The organism is Streptococcus mitis bv. 2 str. SK95 (assembly GCF_000222705.1).
GTDB classification, from domain to species: Bacteria; Bacillota; Bacilli; order Lactobacillales; family Streptococcaceae; genus Streptococcus; species Streptococcus mitis_AY.
In genome coordinates this window covers 48,562-67,807 of sequence record NZ_AFUB01000023.1, presented here as the reverse complement: position 1 = coordinate 67,807, position 19,246 = coordinate 48,562, and the positions used below count along the sequence as shown (strand labels likewise).

The window sequence follows — 19,246 nt, the reverse complement described above, 5'->3', positions numbered from 1 at the left end:
CTATGAAAATCAGAATCGATATTCCACATCATACTTATGATATTCAGATTGAAAAAGGTTGTCTATCGCAAGCAGGTCAATGGTTGCGAGAGCTCTGGCAACCGCAAAAAGTGGTTATCGTAACAGACAACCATGTGGCCTCACTCTACGCGGAGAAGGTCAAGCTCAGCCTAGAAGATGCTGGTTTTCAGGTAGCCGTTTTTGACTTTTTAGAAGGTGAAGAACGGAAAAATCTGACCACTGTTCAGAAAGTCTATGAATTTCTAGTCAAGCAAGGTCTGACTCGTAGCGATGGGATTGTGGCTCTTGGTGGTGGTGTCGTTGGAGATCTGGCTGGCTTTGTGGCCTCTACCTATATGCGTGGCATCCACTTTGTTCAGATTCCGACTAGTTTGACAGCTCAGGTTGATTCTTCTATCGGTGGTAAGACGGGGGTTAACACTCCATTTGCTAAAAATATGGTGGGGACTTTTGCCCAACCAGATGGGGTTCTGATTGACCCGCTGGTCCTTGAAACACTCGGAAAAAGAGAGTTGATTGAAGGGATGGGTGAGGTTATCAAGTACGGCTTGATTGAGAATCCAAAACTGTGGGCTCTCTTGACGGAGCTAGATGGTTCTGTAGAGAGCATTCTGGAACATGCAGAGACTTTGATTGAACATTCTTGTCAAGTTAAGCGCAAGATGGTGGTTGAGGATGAGTTGGACAATGGTGTTCGCCTTTACCTCAATTTTGGGCACACTATTGGCCATGCCATTGAAGCAACTGCTGGTTATGGGAAAGTCATGCATGGAGAAGCTGTGGCTATGGGAATGGTACAGATTTCCAAGGTTGCTGAGGGAAAAGGACTCATGCCAGAAGGAATAACCCAGTCCATCAAAGAGATGTGTCAGAAATTTGGTTTGCCTGTTAACTATGAAAACTGGGATGTTGATAAGCTTTATCAAGCTCTTACTCATGACAAGAAAGCGCGTGGCAACACCTTGAAATTGGTCTTGGTACCAGAGCTTGGTTCTGCGAGCATTCACCCTGTTTCCTTAGAAGAGATGAAAGACTACTTGGTAAAATAAGGAGAGCCTATGAGATATTTAACTGCAGGAGAATCACATGGACCCCGTCTGACGGCAATTATCGAGGGAATTCCGGCTGGACTTCCTTTGACAGCAGAGGATATCAACGGGGATCTTAAACGCCGTCAGGGTGGCTACGGTCGTGGTGGTCGTATGAAAATTGAGAGTGACCAGGTTGTCTTTACTTCGGGCGTTCGTCACGGGAAGACGACTGGGGCTCCTATTACCATGGATGTCGTCAATAAAGACCACCAAAAATGGCTGGATATCATGTCTGCTGAGGACATTGAAGACCGCCTAAAAAACAAACGGAGAATCACTCATCCTCGACCAGGTCATGCAGACTTGGTAGGTGGCATCAAGTACCGTTTTGATGATTTGCGTAATTCCTTGGAGCGTTCATCCGCCCGTGAAACCACCATGCGAGTTGCAGTTGGAGCAGTAGCCAAGCGTCTTTTGGCTGAGCTTGATATAGAAATTGCTAACCATGTTGTTGTTTTTGGTGGCAAGGAAATCGATGTTCCTGAAAACTTAACAGTCGCTGAGATTAAGGAAAGAGTTGCCCAGTCAGAAGTTTCCATTGTTAACCAAGAACGGGAACAAGAAATCAAGGATTATATTGACCAAATCAAACGTGACGGTGATACCATCGGTGGAGTTGTGGAGACAGTCGTCGGAGGCGTACCAGTCGGCCTCGGTTCCTATGTCCAATGGGACAGAAAATTAGATGCGCGATTGGCTCAGGCAGTTGTATCTATCAATGCCTTTAAAGGAGTGGAATTTGGTCTTGGGTTTGAAGCTGGTTACCGTAAAGGCAGCCAAGTTATGGACGAAATTCTCTGGTCTAAAGAAGACGGCTATACTCGTCGTACCAATAATCTAGGTGGTTTTGAAGGAGGCATGACCAATGGTCAGCCAATCGTTGTCCGTGGTGTCATGAAACCCATTCCCACTCTTTATAAGCCTCTTATGAGTGTGGATATCGAAACGCACGAACCTTACAAGGCAACCGTGGAGAGAAGTGACCCGACCGCTCTGCCAGCAGCAGGTGTTGTCATGGAGGCTGTTGTGGCAACAGTTCTGGCGCAGGAAATTCTTGAAAAATTCTCATCGGACAATCTAGAGGAATTAAAAGAAGCGGTAGCTAAACACCGAGACTATACAAAGAACTATTAAGGAGTTCCTATGGCAAAAACAGTCTATATAGCAGGTCTTGGATTGATTGGAGCCTCTATGGCCCTAGGTATCAAGCGTGATCATCCTGATTATGAAATTCTAGGTTATAATCGCAGTCAGGCTTCGAGAGACATTGCCTTGGAGCGGGGGATGATTGACCGTGCGACGGATGATTTTGCCAGTTTTGCTCCTCTGGCAGATGTCATCATTCTGACCTTGCCAATCAGGCAGACCATTACTTTTATTCAGGAGTTGGCAGGTTTGAACTTGAAAGAAGGCGTCATTATCTCGGATGCGGGCTCAACCAAGTCAGCCATTGTGGATGCAGCGGAGGAATATTTGACTGGCAAGTCTGTTCGATTTGTCGGGGCCCATCCCATGGCTGGTAGCCACAAGACAGGAGCTGCTTCTGCGGATGTTAATCTTTTTGAAAATGCCTACTATATCTTTACTCCATCTAGTTTGACTAGTCCAGATACGCTTGAGGAAATGAAGGACCTACTTTCTGGTCTCCATGCTCGTTTCATTGAAATTGACGCCAAGGAGCACGATCGTGTAACTTCACAGATTAGCCATTTTCCCCATATCTTGGCAGCCGGTCTCATGGAGCAGACAGCAGTTTATGCTCAAGATCATGAAATGACAAGGCGCTTTGCGGCGGGTGGTTTTCGAGATATGACCCGGATTGCAGAGAGTGAACCAGGTATGTGGACTTCCATTCTCTTGTCCAATCGCGAGACCATCCTAGAGCGGATTGAGGATTTCAAGGACCGTTTAGATGAGATTGGTCAGGCTATTAGCAAGGGGGAAGAAGAGCAGATTTGGAACTTTTTCAACCAAGCGCGTGAGCAACGTCAGGCTATGGAAATCCATAAACGTGGTGGTGTGGATAGTTCTTATGACCTCTATGTCGATGTTCCCGATGAAGAAGATGTTATTTTGCGGATTCTGGAATTACTTCGTGGGACTTCTTTGGTTAATATCCACATCAACGAAGAAAACCGTGAAGATGTTCACGGGATTCTACAAATTTCATTTAAAAATGCTCAAGATTTAGAACGAGCTGAGCGCTTAATTACAGAAAATACGGACTACACAGTCGTCATCAAATAAGGAGAAAATCATGTCAAATATTTACGATAGTGCAAATGAACTTAGTCGCGGGTTACGCGAATTACCAGAATACAAGACTGTTAAAGCAGCTAAAGATGCCATCCAAGCTGATACGGAAGCCAGCAAGATTTTTGCAGATTACCTTGCCTTCCAGCAAGAAATCCAAGTCATGGCGCAAACTGGACAAATGCCAGATGCTTCTTTCCAAGAAAAGATGCAGTCCTTTAGTAAGCAAATCCAAGAGAACGCTCTTTTGTCAGATTTCTTTGCCAAACAGCAACAATTGTCTATTTACCTTTCAGACATTGAAAAAATTGTCTTTGAACCCGTTTCAGAATTATTGAAATAGTATTTTATCTGTATAAAAGCCAGAAATTTCAGGAATTTCTGGCTTTTTTGTGATAAAATAAGAAAAAGTATTGCAAGTATGAGGTCCGGTATGAAACTAAAAACAAACATTCGCCACTTACATGGCAGTATCCGAGTACCAGGTGATAAGTCCATCAGCCATCGTTCGATTATCTTTGGAAGTTTGGCTGAGGGTGAGACCAAGGTTTATGATATTCTGCGTGGAGAGGATGTGCTCTCGACTATTCATGTTTTTCGTGACCTTGGCGTTGAAATTGAGGATACAGACGGTGTGATTACTATTCAAGGTGTTGGGATGGATGGCCTTAAAGCTCCGCAACATGCTTTGGATATGGGGAATTCTGGAACCTCGATTCGTCTGATTTCAGGTGTACTTGCTGGTGCAGACTTCGAAGTAGAGATGTTTGGAGATGATAGTCTTTCTAAACGCCCTATGGACCGTGTGACCCTTCCGCTGAAAAAAATGGGCGTTAGCATTTCAGGGCAAACCGAGCGAGACCTGCCTCCTCTTCACTTAAAAGGTACGAAAAATTTAGCTCCCATTCACTATGAGTTGCCTATTGCCTCTGCCCAAGTCAAGTCAGCCCTGATATTTGCAGCCTTACAGGCTCAGGGGGAGTCCGTTATTATCGAGAAAGAATGTACTCGTAACCACACCGAAGATATGCTTCAGCAATTTGGTGGCCATTTAAGTGTGGATGGTAAAACAATCACAGTTAACGGTCCGCAAAAGCTAATAGGACAAAAGGTGGTTGTTCCAGGAGATATTTCCAGTGCAGCCTTTTGGTTGGTTGCAGGTTTGATTGTTCCAGATTCTCGTGTTGTACTGAAGAATGTGGGCATCAACGAAACCCGGACTGGTATCATTGATGTCATTCGCGCCATGGGTGGAAAACTAGAAATAACTGAAATCGATCCAGTCGCTAAATCCGCAACTCTGACGGTTGAAACTTCAAATCTGAAAGGGACAGAAATTGGTGGAGACTTGATTCCACGCTTGATTGATGAATTACCTATTATTGCCCTTCTAGCGACCCAAGCGCAAGGTGTAACGGTCATTAAGGATGCTGAGGAACTCAAGGTCAAGGAAACTGACCGCATTCAGGTGGTGGCAGATGCTTTAAATAGCATGGGGGCGGATATCACTCCTACAGCAGACGGGATGATTATCAAAGGGAAATCAACCCTTCATGGTGCGAGAGTCAATACGTTTGGTGACCATCGTATCGGAATGATGACAGCCATCGCAGCCCTCTTGGTTGCAGATGGAGAAGTGGAACTTGACCGTGCTGAAGCCATCAATACCAGCTATCCTAGCTTCTTTAATGATTTGGAGAGCTTGATTCATGGCTAAGGTATTACTCGGATTTATGGGAGCTGGGAAATCCACAATCGCTAGACGTTTGGATCCAGACTACCTAGATATGGATGCTTTAATCGAGGAAGGCTTAGGAATGTCCATTGCGGATTTTTTCGCTGAAAATGGAGAAGAAGCCTTTCGTCAGGTGGAGTCAGAAGTTCTAGCTGATTTACTAAAAACGGACCGAGTTGTGTCAACTGGCGGAGGAGTTGTTATTTCTCAGCGAAATCGTGACTTGCTCAAGACCAATCCTGATAACATCTACCTAAAAGCAGATTTTGAAACTCTCTACCAACGTATCGCAGCTGATAAGGGCAATCAGCGCCCGCTCTTTCTTAACAAAAGCAAGAAAGAATTAGCCAGTATTTTCCAAGAAAGACAGACTTGGTATGAGGAAGTAGCCAGTCGGGTTCTGGATGTGACCAAGCTAAGCCCAGAGGAAATTATAGAGGAACTGAGATGAAAATTGCCTATCTAGGTCCCAAGGGATCTTTTTCGCATCATGTTGTGCAGACAGCCTTTCCCAAAGAGGAATTGCAGGCTTTTGCCAATATCACAGATGTTATCAAGGCTTATGAGCAAGGCTTGGTGGATTATTCTGTGGTGCCAGTTGAAAATTCTATCGAAGGTAGTGTTCATGAAAGCTTGGATTATCTTTTTCACCAGGCTCGCATCCAAGCAGTTGCAGAAATAGTACAACCCATTCATCAGCAACTGATGACAGTTCCTGGTCAGTCAAAAATTGAGAAAATCTTTTCCCACCCTCAAGCTCTGGCTCAAGGAAAGAAATTCATAGATGAGCATTACCCAGAAGCCCAGCTTGAAGTGACGGCAAGCACAGCCTATGCAGCCCGCTTCATTGCTGAACACCCAGACCAGCCTTTTGCAGCTATTGCCCCTAGAAACTCAGCTGCCGAGTATGGTTTGGAGTTGATAGCAGAAGATATCCAAGAAATGGAAGCCAATTTCACTCGTTTTTGGGTTTTAGGGTCCGAGATTCCCACTATCCCTCTACAATCACAAAATGAAAAAATGAGTCTAGCCTTAACCTTACCGGACAATCTTCCCGGTGCCCTCTACAAGGCTCTTTCAACCTTTGCTTGGAGAGGGATTGACTTAACCAAGATTGAAAGTCGCCCCCTTAAAACAGCCTTGGGAGAATATTTTTTGATTATTGATGTGGATTATAGTGCCAAAGAGCTGGTTCATTTTGCCAGACAAGAACTCGAAACAATTGGGATCCAGTACAAGATATTGGGAACCTACCCTATTTTCACCATTAGAGATTTAGGAAAGGAGAGCCTATGAGCAAAGAAAGCCCTTTAAGTCATCATGAGCAGTTACGCTATGACTACCTTTTTAAGAATATTCATTACCTAAATGACAGAGAAAAGAGAGAATTTGACTATTTAAAAAGAAAAATGGACGGTGGATTTCCCTCTAATGAAGTTGAAAGGGAAAAAATCTAGGGAAGGACATTGGGATTCCACAGTATTCCAATCAAAGTCGCTCGAATAGACATCAGAAAATTCCCTCTCTTCCAAAAGTGAAAAAGAAGAAACCAAGAAGATTTTTTAAACGAGTTCTAATTTGGCTTTTACTGTTGGTAACCTGTGTGGCTGCGGGCATGATTATTATGTTCCTTCGAGGTTTCCAGTCGGCAACTACTAGCAATAAGCCAGCTGATGCAAAAGCGGCACAAGTAGAGGTCTTTAATGGTCAAGATACCAAAGACGGGGTGAATATCCTAATCATGGGGACAGATGGCCGTATTGGTCAAAATAGTGCAGAAACTCGCACAGACACGATTATGGTATTGAATGTTAGTGGTTCGGATAAGAAAATCAAGCTAGTCAGCTTCATGCGTGACAACCTAGTCTATATTGATGGCTACAGCCAGATTGTGAATGGCAAGAAACAAACAGATAATAAACTAAATGTTGCCTATGAACTCGGGGAACAAGAAGGGCGAAAAGGGGCAGAAATGGTCCGCAAGGTTCTAAAAGACAACTTTGATTTGGACATTAAGTACTATGCTCTGGTAGATTTCCAAGCGTTTGCAACTGCTATTGATACGCTATTTCCTGATGGGGTGACTATAGACGCTAAGTTTTCAACGTTAAATGGTCAGCCTCTGACAGAAGCCACAGTTGGAGATGACCTACATGCAACAGAAACGGAATCACCAACTCAAACTATTAAAGTTGGGAAACAGCAGATGAATGGCTCGACCTTGCTCAATTACGCTCGCTTCCGTGATGATGATGAAGGAGACTATGGTCGTACCAAACGTCAGCAGCAGGTCATGTCAGCTGTTCTTGAGCAAATCAAAGATCCAACCAAACTCTTTACAGGATCAGAGGCACTTGGAAAGGTCTTTGGAATGACCTCAACCAATCTACCTTATACCTTCCTGCTGACTAATGGTTTGTCAGTTATCGAAGGCGCACAGAACGGTATTGAAAGATTGACAGTGCCAGAACTTGGCGATTGGGTAGATGCTTATGATGTCTACGGAGGACAAGGTCTACTTGTCGACCAAAACAAATACCGGGCTAAACTCGCCCAAATGGGAATGAGATAAGAGGTAAATAAATGAAAATCAAAGCTTCATTCACCAGTAAAAATGGTGGATTGGCTTTGATTTTTTACGGTATCTGATGGATTTTTAAGACTTTTTTATGGTATAATAAAACGATATAACTCGTTATTGGACAGAAGAGGAGAGACATGAGTGATTTGAAAGCGATTCAGGCTCGTAGTCTGGAAATGGCTGAATATTTCGTCGCGTTTTGTAAAGAACATAATTTGTTGTGCTATCTCTGTGGTGGTGGGGCTATTGGTGCCCTTCGTAATAAGGGCTTCATTCCTTGGGATGATGACTTAGATTTTTTCATGCCTCGCAAGGACTATGAAAAGTTGGCAGAACTATGGCCTCGTTATGCAAATGAGCGCTATTTCTTATCAAAAAGTAACAAGGAGTTTGTCGATCGAAACCTCTTTATTACCATTCGTGATAAGGAAACGACCTGTATCAAGCCTTATCAGAAGGATTTGGATTTGCCACATGGTTTGGCTTTGGACGTTTTGCCTTTGGATTATTATCCTAAAAATCCAGCTGAGCGTAAGAAACAGGTTCGCTGGGCCTTGATTTATTCACTCTTTTGCGCCCAAACTATCCCAGAAAAGCATGGTGCCATCATGAAATGGGGAAGTCGTATCTTACTCGGTTTGACTCCCAAATCTCTACGTTATCGCATTTGGAAAAAGGCTGAAAAAGAAATGACCAAGTATGGTCTTGCTGAGAGCGATGGAATTACGGAATTATGCTCAGGTCCTGGCTACATGAAAAATAGATATCCAATCGCATCTTTTGAAGACAATCTCTTCTTGCCATTTGAAGGAACTGAGCTGCCCATCCCAGTCGGCTATGATGCCTATCTCAGCACTGCTTTTGGAGATTATATGACACCGCCACCAGCAGACAAGCAGGTACCACATCATGATGCGATTATAGCAGACATGGACAAGAGCTACACGGAGTACAAGGGAGAATATGGGGCATGATGGAAGAAAAAATTAGCGTTATCGTTCCAGTCTACAATGTAGAAGCCTACCTGGAGCGATGTGTGGAGTCGATTCTTCAACAGACTTATACCCATTTTGAGTTAATCCTAATCAACGATGGTTCTACCGATTCCAGCGGACAAATCTGTGATCACTTAGCATCTCAGTATGAGAATATCAAGGTTTATCATATAGAAAATGCTGGTGTTTCAAATGCTAGAAATATGGGAATTCAGCTAGCGACGGGTTCTTGGGTTACCTTTATTGATAGCGATGATTTCGTTACTAAAGATTATCTGGAAATCTTGATTGGTGCAGTTGATGATAAGGAGTCCGTAGGATTTACAATCGCTCCTCTGCACCATATTAAAAACGGCATTTTGACAGACTTACCTCCTCATTCTGGAAAAAAAGAAATCTGGTCAACAGAAGAAACCATGAAGGAATTACTGATGACTACCAAAACGTCATTTTTTCCAGTTGCAAAACTGTTTAAGAGAGGCCTGCTTGCGGATGAAAAGTTCAACACAGATTATCATCTGGCGGAAGATGCTTTATTTTTGACAGAGTTTCTGCTAAAAACAAGATGTAATAGTGTGTTTATTGACAAACCAATTTATTATTATGATCATCGTGAGGGAAGTGCGACAACATCTGTTAATCAGCATGTATTTGACACAATAGAAGTTTATAAGAGAATAATCACTCAAGTTTCACAAGTCTTTCCTAATTTAAAATATGAATTAAAAAATAGAGAATGTTGGTCGTACATCACAGTTTACGATAAAATTATCTTTACTTCATCTGAAGAGTATCAAAAGGAGAAAGCCGAACTACGAACTTGGATTGTTCAGCATCGGCACGAAATATGGAAGGATGCTTATTTCACTACTTTTCGTAAGGTAGCGATCCTTTCACTTGTCATTTCTCCATGGCTATATAAGAAAATTGTTGGATTAAGAAACTAAATATCATAAAAAGGAGTTGAAAATGAATTCTTCAAAAATGGATGAATACTTTGAAAAATCAAAACTATGGATTTCATATCTGTTTGTTTTCATTTCGATTTTAAGTATGAGTTCACTAGTTTATAAGGTAGCAAATCCAATCTATAAGGGATTGTCAGCGATTGTAGTGCTTTATATTTGCTATACTTTACTGTTTAAGTGGAAAGAAATCACAGTAGATCGTAAATTTCTATCCTTATTTGGACTCTTAGCTGGAAGCCATCTGCTATCTGCTATTTTCAATCGCTCGGGACATTTGATTGGAAATGTGATTGAAATCCTTTTCATGGTAACCTATGTTTTATTATTTACCATGTTACAATCGGGGCAACTTAAAAAATTATTTGACTGGATTGCCTATACGGTTCAAATTGTATCTTTTTCTTCAGCAATTTTTGCGTTTGGTTTATTGATAAGTAGAGTCCTTATCCTATTTAAAATTGGCGAGCAATCTTATTATTATGGTGTCATGAATGGACGTCTGTGGGGGATTGTCAATCCTAATGCTAGTGCGATATTTTCATACATTAGCATTATTTTGGCTATGTATCTGATCCATAAAGGAAGTAAATATTCTGTATATCTTAAACTGAACAATGTGATTCAATTAGTATACTTTGCTACTATGCAAAGTCGAGGAGCCTTACTTTCTTTACTCCTTATGATTGGACTTTATAGTTTCTTTGCTACTAGAGGAAGTCTCATTAAACGATTTCTTACTTTTATTGTTGCTGGTTCGCTGGTTACTACTACCAACATTGGATTAAGCTATGCAACTTCAATTTATATCTCATCTGAAACTGCGACTGTTTTTGACTTAAACAAAGGACAATCCTACGCTGAGACAGATTCGTCTATCACTAAGAAGAATGGTGAACTCCATCTAATTGAAACAACACCAAGTGGTAGGACCTACATTTGGAAAAATGCCATCAAAATGGGAAGTGCCAAACCAATTTTGGGTTATGGTGTACGGAATGTCCCAGATTACTACACAGAATATTTCAGTAAATTTGAGATCCAAAACTCCCTTATCGGTGGGAACTTCCATAACATTTTTGTGACTATATTTGTTAGTTCTGGAGTTCTAGGCTTAGTATCCTTCCTTCTTATATTGGGATATGTAATCAAGTGCTTTTTAACTTATTTGATTGTTTCTAAGAAAAATACTGATAAATTGATTATGATCCTTTTCTTCGGTATCTTGTTTGGTCAGTTGTTTGAAAGTCAGATTATGTATTCAACCAACTTTATCAATATCATCTTTTGGTTGGCAATCGGTTATGGACTAGTGGTTTGCAAACGGGATGAAGGAGTTCGGTATCAAGAAGTAACAAATGTCAGTGAAATTCAACAGATGGAACTTGGAATCATGGAGTACATTCATGAAGTTTGTCAGAAAATTGGTGCCAAGTATTTCTTAGCATATGGAAGTCTAATTGGTGCTGTTCGCCATCAAGGATTTATCCCTTGGGATGATGACATGGATATCTGCATGCTAAGAGAAGATTATGAGAAACTACAAGATTACCTTATCGCTAACCCTGATGAGCGTTACGAGGTCATGTCTCATAAAAATAATCTCAACTATGTCTATCCTTTTATGAAAGTGCAGGATAACCATACCTACTTGCTCGAAGAAGATGTACGAATTGATTCCAATATGGGAATCTATGTGGATATTTTCCCTGTAGATGGTTATGAAGATGATGCAGATTTTAAAAACAAGATGACGAAACTCATAAAGAAACGTCAATTAAGTTGTTATACATTTAAAGGCATCACCAATACAAAAAGTCTACTAAATTCTTTAATTCGTTATATTTCTGTTGTCATTTTCTACTTTACAAATACGAATAAGTATGTTGAGCGAATTGATGAGCTTGCTAAATCTAGAGCAGTTGCTGACTACGAGCAAGTTGATTATTTGATTTACAAGGATATGAATAAGCCAGTTTGGAAACGTGAGTGGTTGGAACAAGTGATTGTGGGAACGTTTGAAGGCAAGGAATTTATGATTCCAAAACACTACCATGAAATTTTGACCTCTGACTATGGAGATTACATGCAATTGCCGCCTCTTGAACAAAGAGTATCTCACCATGATTTTAAACTGTGGAAAATCACTAAAAGTTCTAAGTAAGCAAATCGCAGTTAAAAATCGTTTAAAAAATTAGTCAAAATTAGGAGAATAGAAAGTATGTCTGAGAGAGTTTTAAGTCTTGAAGAAATAAAACAAGTGGAGTTGGATATTTTAAAGTATCTACATGAATTATGTGAACAGCATCAGATTAAATATTTTATTGATTTTGGAACCTTACTAGGAGCTGTCCGCCATAAAGGATTTATCCCTTGGGATGATGATACGGATATTTCTTTGGCGCGAGATGAATTTGAAAAGCTTTATAAGGTTTTAAAAAATGAGAATCATCCCTACTACAAATTGATTTCATTTAGAGAAACAAAAGGCTATCCGTACAGTTATATGCGCGTTCATGACATTAGAACACGTAGAGATGCAAATCTTCTGGACCCGACAGTCGTATTGGGAACTTGCGTTGATATTTTTCCATACGATGGTGTCGTGACGGAGGAAAGTGATTGTAAGAAAATGAAGCTCTATAAACACTTTGTCCGCCTTTCTTCTTTGAATTTTAAAGGGATCAAGTCTGAGAATGGTGGACTTAAAAATCTGCCTCGTTATATTGGATCAGCTATTTTTCGCCTAAGTTCTCCACAAACTTGGAATCAAAAATTAGAGAATCTTGCTTTGAAATATAGTGTAAATCAAGCTACAGATCTTACCTGTACGATATTTGATCCAAGCTTTCCAGAGGGAATCAAAAAAGAATGGCTCTATGATCTGATTGATATGCCATACGAAAACATCGTAGTGAAGGCTCCGAGAAAATACCATGAAATTCTTGTCTACGAATTTGGAGCAGATTATATGACTCCACCGCCTGTTGAACAACAGATTCCAGGAACTGATAAGAATTATTGGATTGATTAGTAAGAGATTGTTTTCATCGAGAAAGGAGTGTTCATGATGAAGAATAAAAAATTAGTTAAATCAGTCAGTTATAGTTTATTTGCTTTCCTTTTTGTGTTGATTGGTTTATCACAACAAGTTAATGCAGACACCATTACTGCTGGTTCAGGCAATCGTATCCATTTCATAAATACTAAAGCAAAATCTGGGAGTGATGCCATCCTTCTGGAGAGCAATGGTCATTATGCCTTGATTGATATGGGGGAAGATTATGACTTTCCTGATGGAAGTGACCCACGCTATCCAAGCCGCTGGGGAATTTCCATGAGAAATTATCAAGTCTTGGAAGACCGTTTGATTCGCCATCTTGATCAGATTGGTGTTAAAAAATTAGATTTTATTTTGGGGACTCATGTTCATAGCGACCATATCGGCGGAGCAGATGAAATACTCAATCGTTATAAGGTTGATAAGTTTTATCTGAAAAAATATTCAGATGAACGGATTACCTCACACTGGGGACTCTGGGATAATCTTTTCAATTATGATAATGCTTTGAGAACCGCACACAAACGAGGAGTTACTCTTATTCAGAATATTACAGATGAGGATAGTCACTTTAAATTAGGTGATATGGATATCCAACTCTATAATTATAAAAATGAATATGATGCTGAGGGAAATCTGAAAAAAGTTCGAGATGATAACTCAAACTCAATCGTTTCAGTGGTGACTGTGGCAGGAAAGAGAATCTACCTTGGTGGAGATTTGGATAATGCCGAAGGAGCGGAAGATAAGTTAGGTCCAGTTATCGGTAAGGTTGATATGATGAAATGGAATCATCATTATGATGCGACAATTTCAAATACGATTAATTTTCTTGAAAACCTATCTCCAAAGATGATTATTCAGACAACTGGTGGTGATATTAATGTTGCTTCAACCAGAGAATATCTCCAAAAGAAAAATATTCAAGTTCTCAGAGCTTCTAGTCAAACTCAAGACGCTACCGTTTTTGATATTAGTGATAGCGGATTTGCCAATGTTTCTAATCTCTTCCCTGACATCCCTGTAGTTGACGAAAAATGGTATCAAGAAGGTGGCTACTGGAAATATCGTTTAAGTGATGGGGAAATGGCTATCGGTTGGAAAGAGATTGGCGGAGCCACTTACTTCTTTAATGGAAAAGGACAAATGCAAGCAGGCCGCTGGCTTCACCTTAATGATGATTGGGGAGAAAATGCTAAGGGGAATGATTACTATCTCAACTCAAATGGTGAAATGCAAACAGGCGGTTGGTTCAAGTTGGATGGCTCTTGGTATTATATCCAATCAAATGGCGCTAGACGATTTAGTGAGCTTTCTGAAATTGGAGGGAAGAAATATCTCTTTGCAGCAGATGGAAAGATGTTAACAGGACATCAAGTCTTTAATGGCAAGAAGATGTTCTTTGCAGACAGTGGAGCTTTACAAGTTGTTGATAATGTATCAAGTTGGAAAAAGATTGATTCGAACTGGTACTACTATGATGAGAATGGTAATGTAGTCGTTGGTCTAAGGGAGATTAATGGGGGAACCTATTATTTTGATAAAGATGGTATCATGCAGACCGGTTGGAATCGTATTAAGAGATACTGGCGTTACTTTGCTACTTCGGGAGCTATGAAAACTGGATGGATCAAGGATCAAGATACTTGGTATTATCTGGATAAAGATGGTATCATGCTCACTGGAAAACAAGATATAAATGGTGTTCGTTACTATTTGAACGCTAGTGGTGCAATGCAAACGGGCTGGAAATGGCTAGAGAACAACTGGTATTACTATGCGAACTCAGGAGCTATGAAAACAGGCTGGATTAAGGATAATGAGAAATGGTATTATCTAAATCAAGATGGTATTATGCAGACTGGGAAACAAGAAATCAACGGTACGCGTTACTATTTGAATACCAGTGGTGCCATGCAAACAGGCTGGCAGTGGCTTGATAAACACTGGCATTACTACGCTGATTCAGGAGCTATGAAAACTGGTTGGTTGAAGGATCAAGGAACATGGTATTATCTTGAAGATCAGGAAGGCATCATGTTGGTCGGTTTCCAACAAGTGGATGGTAAGCAATATTACTTTAGTGCATCAGGTGCCATGCAGATAGGCTGGAAATGGTTTGATAATCATTACCGTTACTTTGAATCAAATGGAGCTATGAAAACAGGTTGGTTGAAGGATCAAGGAACATGGTATTATCTTGAAGATCAGGAAGGTATCATGCTGGTCGGTTTCCAACAAGTAGATGGTAAGCAGTATTACTTTAGTGCATCAGGAGCAATGCAAACAGGCTGGAAATGGTTTGATAATCATTATCGTTACTTTGAAGCAAATGGAGCTATGAAAACAGGTTGGATAAAGGATAAAGGAATCTGGTATTATCTCAATCCTGAAGATGGTATCATGTTGGTTGGCCTTCATAAAGTAAATGGTGATCATTATTACTTTGATGAATCAGGAGCTATGCAGACCGGTTGGAAACGAATTGACGGTAATTGGTACTATTTCCAAACAGATGGTTCCTTGTTGAAAAATGCCACCACACCGGATGGTTATAAGGTAAACGAAGAAGGCATTTGGAGACAGGCTGTTGCTGCTGTCAATGGCGAAGCAGATCAGTCAGAGAAGAAGCAAGAAGCTAGTTCCTCTATTGCTGAACAGCCAAAACAAGATTCAAATCTAGAAGCCAATACTTCTGACAAGAAAGAAAAAGAATAAATAAGAAACACCCTACTGATAAACGAGCGTTTATCAGTAGGGTGTTCTTTTAATTTCTTTTGATCTTAGCTAATACTAGGTTCAGTGCATAGTGAAGTGTTCTATCCTTAGTGAGAAAGAGTGTTAAGAGATAGTAGATTCCACAAGTAGCTATGGTAGAGAGAACCATGAGAATCATATTGAGGTTCACCGTATAGGAACTGATTTGGAAAATCATCTTGAAAATATAGAAGATCGGGATAAATCCAAGGGATATGAGACCATAACGTGTTAAGGTCATAAAGATTTCTTTTAAATTGATTAGTTGGTGTTTCCTAATAAAATGAATTTCTAAGAGAACAACGATGGCTTCGGCAATAATGGTAGTAGCAATATAATACTCAGGGGCAAAAATATTATTGATATACAAGATACAGTTGAAGAGGAGATTTGCGCCACCACCAGCAAAGTAGAAAGCGGTCAAGCGGTTCTCGTGGTCATTGATAAAGATAATTTGCTTACCAAGAATCAATTCAATAGCCCAGATAATGGTTCGAAAGGCGAAGACGCTGGTCACGATACCTGCCTCAAGATACTTTTCAGAAGAGTAGATAACCGTTGCGTACTTTCCCAAAATCATAATCCCAAAACTAGTTGGAATCATGAGAAAATAGAATAATGATGCCGCTTGATTTACAAGATAATTATAAGAATTGTAATCCTTTTTCCCGAGGTAGTAGCCGAGACGTGGAATGCTGACACTGATAGCTCCACTTAAGACACCTGCAATCAGCATAACGATGCTATAGGCAATTGTATAATAAGAAATATAGTTTTCATCTGGTCCCTTGGTGATAAACATTCTATCTAGCAAGGTATAAAGCATATTGGCATTTGCCAAGAGAAGCATAGTAAAGAGTGGTTTAGAAGCCTTAGCTAACTCGATGAAACCAATTTTGACAAAGGAAACTTCTCTCTTGATCCAAAGAAAACTAAGGAGGTAGTTGAGAATAGTGGTCGCAGTCATGACGATAGCGTAGGGAACAATATCATCAGCAGTTTTGACAAAGGCAAAGATGGCGACCAGCATGGTAATCCGAATAATCAATGTCTTGTAAAGGATAAAGGCATAGTTTTCATAGGCCTCATTCATCCATTCGATATTGAGGAATTGGAAGAGTGCCTGAGCTCCTAGGATGTAGTAAAGGACTTTAAGATTCTCAATGCTGGTGTCAAAGAAGATAAAGAGGAAGTAGATACCAGTCGTCAGGAGAGAGGTGAAAACTGAGATATAAAACAACTTAGAGAAGACATAGTTGATTTTATTCTTGTCGTCCTTAACCTTACTGATAGCACGAATCCCGTAGTTGTAAATACCAAAGGCAGCTAGTGGAATAACAAAGCTAGCCCAGGTATTGGCAGTATTGAAATAACCATAGTTGGATTTGCTGAGAATTCGCGTCAGATAAGGGTTGGTTATCAGCGGAAAAACGATATTGAGGATATTGACCAGCAAGCTAGCCAATGCATTAACTTTTATATTTTTCATTGAACTTTCTTTCTTAAATGTAACATTATCTCTAGTATTATATCACATTCCAGCTTCATTCTTTTGATAAAATCGTAAAAATCTAGTATAATAGATAGACTGAAAGTATGAGGTTAGTAGAAATGAAGATGAAACAAATTAGTGATACAACACTAAAAATTACAATGACTTTAGATGATTTGATGGATCGAGGAATGGAAATCGCAGACTTTCTCGTTCCTCAGGAAAAAACCGAAGAGTTTTTCTATGCTATTTTAGATGAGTTAGAGATGCCAGAGAATTTCTTGGATAGTGGCATGTTAAGTTTCCGTGTGACGCCAAAACCAGATAAGGTCGACGTCTTTGTGACCAAGTCCAAGATTGACCAGAATCTGGATTTTGAAGATTTGGCAGACCTACCAGACATGGAAGAATTAGCCCAAATGTCGCCAGATGAATTTCTCAAAACCTTGGAAAAGAGCATTGCAGATAAGACCAAGGATGATATTGAAGCTATCCAATCTCTAGAGCAGGTCGAAGCAAAGGAAGAAGAGCAAGAGCAAACAGAAAAGGAAACGGAGAACAAGAAAGAACCTTATATCTACTATATTCTGCGTTTTACAAGCCTTGCTGACTTAGTTGCTTTTGCAAAGACGGTTAACTACCAGATGGAAACATCTGAACTCTATAAGATGAATGGGCACTATTATTTGACAATTTTAGTCGATATTGAAAACCATCCAAGTCCATACCCAGCCTGGCTCTTGGCTCGTATGCGTGAATTTGCAGACGACAGTGATATCAGTCGTTCAGTCTTGCAAGAGTATGGTCGCATCTTGATCAACCACGATGCAGTTCTCGGTCTTCAAAAAATTAATTCATAGTTTTTAGAAATCAATTTTTACTTATCAGAAAAGACGAATCCCATGATTCGTTTTTTCTTTACTAGGCTGAAATAGTGATTTACTATAATAGGAATTTTCACAAAATTCTGTTATAATGGCTATATCAGAAAATTTCTAGGAGATAAACATGACAGTTAAAATTGCTTTACTTGGATTTGGTACCGTTGCAAGTGGCGTGCCTTTCCTCCTAAAGGAAAATGGAGAAAAAATCGTTCAGTCAGCTCATTCGGAGATTGAAGTAGCCAAGGTATTGGTTAAGGATGAAGATGAGAAGAACCGCTTACTTGCAGCAGGGAATGACTTTAACTTTGTGACCAATGTAGATGAGATTTTGTCAGACCAAGACATTACGATTGTAGTGGAATTGATGGGGCGTATCGAGCCTGCTAAGACCTTTATCACTCGTGCCTTAGAAGCTGGAAAACACGTTGTTACTGCTAACAAGGACCTTTTGGCTGTCCATGGAGCAGAATTGTTAGAAATTGCTAAAGAGCATAATGTAGCACTTTATTACGAAGCAGCAGTAGCTGGTGGGATTCCAATTCTTCGTACCTTGGCAAATTCGCTGACGTCTGACAAAATCACTCGTGTCCTTGGCGTGGTTAACGGAACTTCTAACTTCATGATGACTAAGATGGTCGAAGAAGGCTGGTCTTATGACGATGCTCTGGCTGAAGCTCAAAGACTTGGATTTGCAGAAAGTGACCCGACAAATGACGTAGATGGGATTGATGCGGCCTACAAGATGGTCATTTTGAGCCAATTTGCCTTTGGCATGAAGGTTGCATTTGACGATGTAGCCCACAAGGGGATCCGCAATATCACACCAGAAGACGTAGCTGTAGCTCAAGAGCTTGGCTATGTTGTGAAATTGGTTGGTTCTATCGAGGAAACTCCTTCAGGGATTGCTGCAGAAGTGACTCCAACCTTCCTACCTAAAGCACACCCACTTGCCAGTGTGAATGGGGTGATGAACGCTGTCTTTGTAGAGTCTATCGGTATCGGTGAATCTATGTACTACGGACCAGGTGCTGGTCAAAAACCAACTGCAACAAGTGTTGTAGCGGATATTGTCCGTATCGTTCGTCGCTTGAATGATGGTACCATTGGTAAAGACTTCAACGAATACAGCCGTGACTTGCTCTTGGCAAATCCAGAAGATGTCAAAGCAAACTACTATTTCTCAATCTTGGCACCAGACTCAAAAGGTCAGGTCTTGAAACTTGCTGAAATCTTTAATGCTCAAGATATTTCCTTCAAGCAAATCCTCCAAGACGGAAAAGATGGGGACAAGGCGCGTGTCGTCATCATTACACATAAGATCAATAAAGCGCAGCTTGAGAAGGTTTCAGCTGAGTTGACCAAGGTATCAGATTTTGACCTCTTGAATACCTTCAAGGTGCTAGGAGACTAG

16 protein-coding genes and 1 pseudogene are annotated in these 19,246 nt (G+C 40.5%); 16 read left to right on the top strand and 1 reads right to left on the bottom strand.

The genetic code is table 11. The features are described 5' to 3' along the window. Positions 1–2: 2 nt before the first annotated feature. From aroB to HMPREF9965_RS05670, 14 genes and pseudogenes are all read left to right on the top strand, one after another. Entirely contained in the window at positions 3–1,070 is a 1,068-nt protein-coding gene (gene aroB, locus HMPREF9965_RS05730) for a 3-dehydroquinate synthase (RefSeq protein ID WP_000702182.1), read from the top strand. 9 nt (positions 1,071–1,079) lie between these two features. Then, positions 1,080–2,246, top strand: a complete 1,167-nt coding sequence (gene aroC, locus HMPREF9965_RS05725; protein ID WP_001269885.1) for a chorismate synthase — start codon at positions 1,080–1,082, stop codon at positions 2,244–2,246. A gap of 9 nt (positions 2,247–2,255) precedes the next feature. Beyond that, complete coding sequence (locus tag HMPREF9965_RS05720) at positions 2,256–3,359, top strand: prephenate dehydrogenase (protein ID WP_001140851.1); 1,104 nt, start codon at positions 2,256–2,258, stop codon at positions 3,357–3,359. Positions 3,360–3,369: 10 nt separating this feature from the next. Continuing rightward, positions 3,370–3,708, top strand: a complete 339-nt coding sequence (locus HMPREF9965_RS05715; RefSeq protein ID WP_000065985.1) for a YlbF/YmcA family competence regulator — start codon at positions 3,370–3,372, stop codon at positions 3,706–3,708. A 90-nt stretch (positions 3,709–3,798) separates the two neighbouring features. After that, entirely contained in the window at positions 3,799–5,082 is a 1,284-nt protein-coding gene (gene aroA / locus HMPREF9965_RS05710) for a 3-phosphoshikimate 1-carboxyvinyltransferase (protein WP_004243322.1), read from the top strand. After that, a complete protein-coding gene (locus HMPREF9965_RS05705; RefSeq protein WP_001151397.1) occupies positions 5,075–5,551 on the top strand; it encodes a shikimate kinase in 477 nt (158 codons plus the stop codon). The genes aroA and HMPREF9965_RS05705 overlap by 8 nt, the downstream gene beginning before the upstream one ends. After that, positions 5,548–6,396, top strand: a complete 849-nt coding sequence (gene pheA / locus HMPREF9965_RS05700) for a prephenate dehydratase (RefSeq protein WP_000686429.1) — start codon at positions 5,548–5,550, stop codon at positions 6,394–6,396. The genes HMPREF9965_RS05705 and pheA overlap by 4 nt, the downstream gene beginning before the upstream one ends. Beyond that, on the top strand, positions 6,393–6,557 hold the full coding sequence (locus HMPREF9965_RS13470) for a hypothetical protein (protein ID WP_004243370.1): 165 nt from the start codon (positions 6,393–6,395) through the stop codon (positions 6,555–6,557). Before pheA ends, HMPREF9965_RS13470 begins: the two co-directional genes overlap by 4 nt. Before the next feature lie 134 nt (positions 6,558–6,691). Then, positions 6,692–7,672 (top strand): annotated as a pseudogene (locus HMPREF9965_RS05695) (LCP family protein); the annotation flags it as partial. Between the two features lie 146 nt (positions 7,673–7,818). Then, positions 7,819–8,655: a LicD family protein gene (locus HMPREF9965_RS05690; protein WP_001281453.1), complete on the top strand. Its 837-nt coding sequence runs from the start codon at positions 7,819–7,821 to the stop codon at positions 8,653–8,655. Further along, the gene (locus HMPREF9965_RS05685; protein WP_000969652.1) at positions 8,652–9,623 is read left to right on the top strand and encodes a glycosyltransferase family 2 protein; all 972 of its coding nucleotides are present in this window, start codon (positions 8,652–8,654) and stop codon (positions 9,621–9,623) included. Before HMPREF9965_RS05690 ends, HMPREF9965_RS05685 begins: the two co-directional genes overlap by 4 nt. A gap of 22 nt (positions 9,624–9,645) precedes the next feature. Further along, a complete protein-coding gene (locus tag HMPREF9965_RS05680; protein WP_001088915.1) occupies positions 9,646–11,805 on the top strand; it encodes a LicD family protein in 2,160 nt (719 codons plus the stop codon). Positions 11,806–11,862: 57 nt separating this feature from the next. Further along, positions 11,863–12,675, top strand: a complete 813-nt coding sequence (locus HMPREF9965_RS05675; protein WP_000004185.1) for a LicD family protein — start codon at positions 11,863–11,865, stop codon at positions 12,673–12,675. Between the two features lie 36 nt (positions 12,676–12,711). Continuing rightward, complete coding sequence (locus tag HMPREF9965_RS05670; protein ID WP_025170823.1) at positions 12,712–15,420, top strand: MBL fold metallo-hydrolase; 2,709 nt, start codon at positions 12,712–12,714, stop codon at positions 15,418–15,420. A gap of 49 nt (positions 15,421–15,469) precedes the next feature. Here HMPREF9965_RS05670 and HMPREF9965_RS05665 read toward each other — a convergent pair whose 3' ends face one another. Next, on the bottom strand, positions 15,470–16,948 hold the full coding sequence (locus HMPREF9965_RS05665) for an oligosaccharide flippase family protein (RefSeq protein WP_000789699.1): 1,479 nt from the start codon (positions 16,946–16,948) through the stop codon (positions 15,470–15,472). Between the two features lie 122 nt (positions 16,949–17,070). Here HMPREF9965_RS05665 and mecA point away from each other — a divergent pair, with 122 nt between their 5' ends. Together mecA and HMPREF9965_RS05655 are read left to right on the top strand one after the other, a co-directional pair. Then, a complete protein-coding gene (gene mecA, locus HMPREF9965_RS05660; protein ID WP_000782714.1) occupies positions 17,071–17,811 on the top strand; it encodes an adaptor protein MecA in 741 nt (246 codons plus the stop codon). 148 nt (positions 17,812–17,959) lie between these two features. Further along, on the top strand, positions 17,960–19,246 hold the full coding sequence (locus tag HMPREF9965_RS05655) for a homoserine dehydrogenase (RefSeq protein ID WP_000216371.1): 1,287 nt from the start codon (positions 17,960–17,962) through the stop codon (positions 19,244–19,246).

Excerpts from the sequence above, each read along its gene's own strand:
- aroB (WP_000702182.1), top strand. The coding sequence starts at position 3 with ATGAAAATCAGAATCGATATTCCACATCATACTTATGATATTCAGATT.
- HMPREF9965_RS05680 (WP_001088915.1), top strand. The coding sequence starts at position 9,646 with ATGAATTCTTCAAAAATGGATGAATACTTTGAAAAATCAAAACTATGG.
- HMPREF9965_RS05665 (WP_000789699.1), bottom strand. The coding sequence starts at position 16,948 with ATGAAAAATATAAAAGTTAATGCATTGGCTAGCTTGCTGGTCAATATC.
- HMPREF9965_RS05670 (WP_025170823.1), top strand. The coding sequence starts at position 12,712 with ATGAAGAATAAAAAATTAGTTAAATCAGTCAGTTATAGTTTATTTGCT.
- HMPREF9965_RS05715 (WP_000065985.1), top strand. The coding sequence starts at position 3,370 with ATGTCAAATATTTACGATAGTGCAAATGAACTTAGTCGCGGGTTACGC.
- HMPREF9965_RS05685 (WP_000969652.1), top strand. The coding sequence starts at position 8,652 with ATGATGGAAGAAAAAATTAGCGTTATCGTTCCAGTCTACAATGTAGAA.
- HMPREF9965_RS05655 (WP_000216371.1), top strand. The coding sequence starts at position 17,960 with ATGACAGTTAAAATTGCTTTACTTGGATTTGGTACCGTTGCAAGTGGC.
- HMPREF9965_RS05720 (WP_001140851.1), top strand. The coding sequence starts at position 2,256 with ATGGCAAAAACAGTCTATATAGCAGGTCTTGGATTGATTGGAGCCTCT.
- HMPREF9965_RS13470 (WP_004243370.1), top strand. The coding sequence starts at position 6,393 with ATGAGCAAAGAAAGCCCTTTAAGTCATCATGAGCAGTTACGCTATGAC.
- aroA (WP_004243322.1), top strand. The coding sequence starts at position 3,799 with ATGAAACTAAAAACAAACATTCGCCACTTACATGGCAGTATCCGAGTA.
- HMPREF9965_RS05690 (WP_001281453.1), top strand. The coding sequence starts at position 7,819 with ATGAGTGATTTGAAAGCGATTCAGGCTCGTAGTCTGGAAATGGCTGAA.
- HMPREF9965_RS05705 (WP_001151397.1), top strand. The coding sequence starts at position 5,075 with ATGGCTAAGGTATTACTCGGATTTATGGGAGCTGGGAAATCCACAATC.
- HMPREF9965_RS05675 (WP_000004185.1), top strand. The coding sequence starts at position 11,863 with ATGTCTGAGAGAGTTTTAAGTCTTGAAGAAATAAAACAAGTGGAGTTG.
- aroC (WP_001269885.1), top strand. The coding sequence starts at position 1,080 with ATGAGATATTTAACTGCAGGAGAATCACATGGACCCCGTCTGACGGCA.
- mecA (WP_000782714.1), top strand. The coding sequence starts at position 17,071 with ATGAAGATGAAACAAATTAGTGATACAACACTAAAAATTACAATGACT.
- pheA (WP_000686429.1), top strand. The coding sequence starts at position 5,548 with ATGAAAATTGCCTATCTAGGTCCCAAGGGATCTTTTTCGCATCATGTT.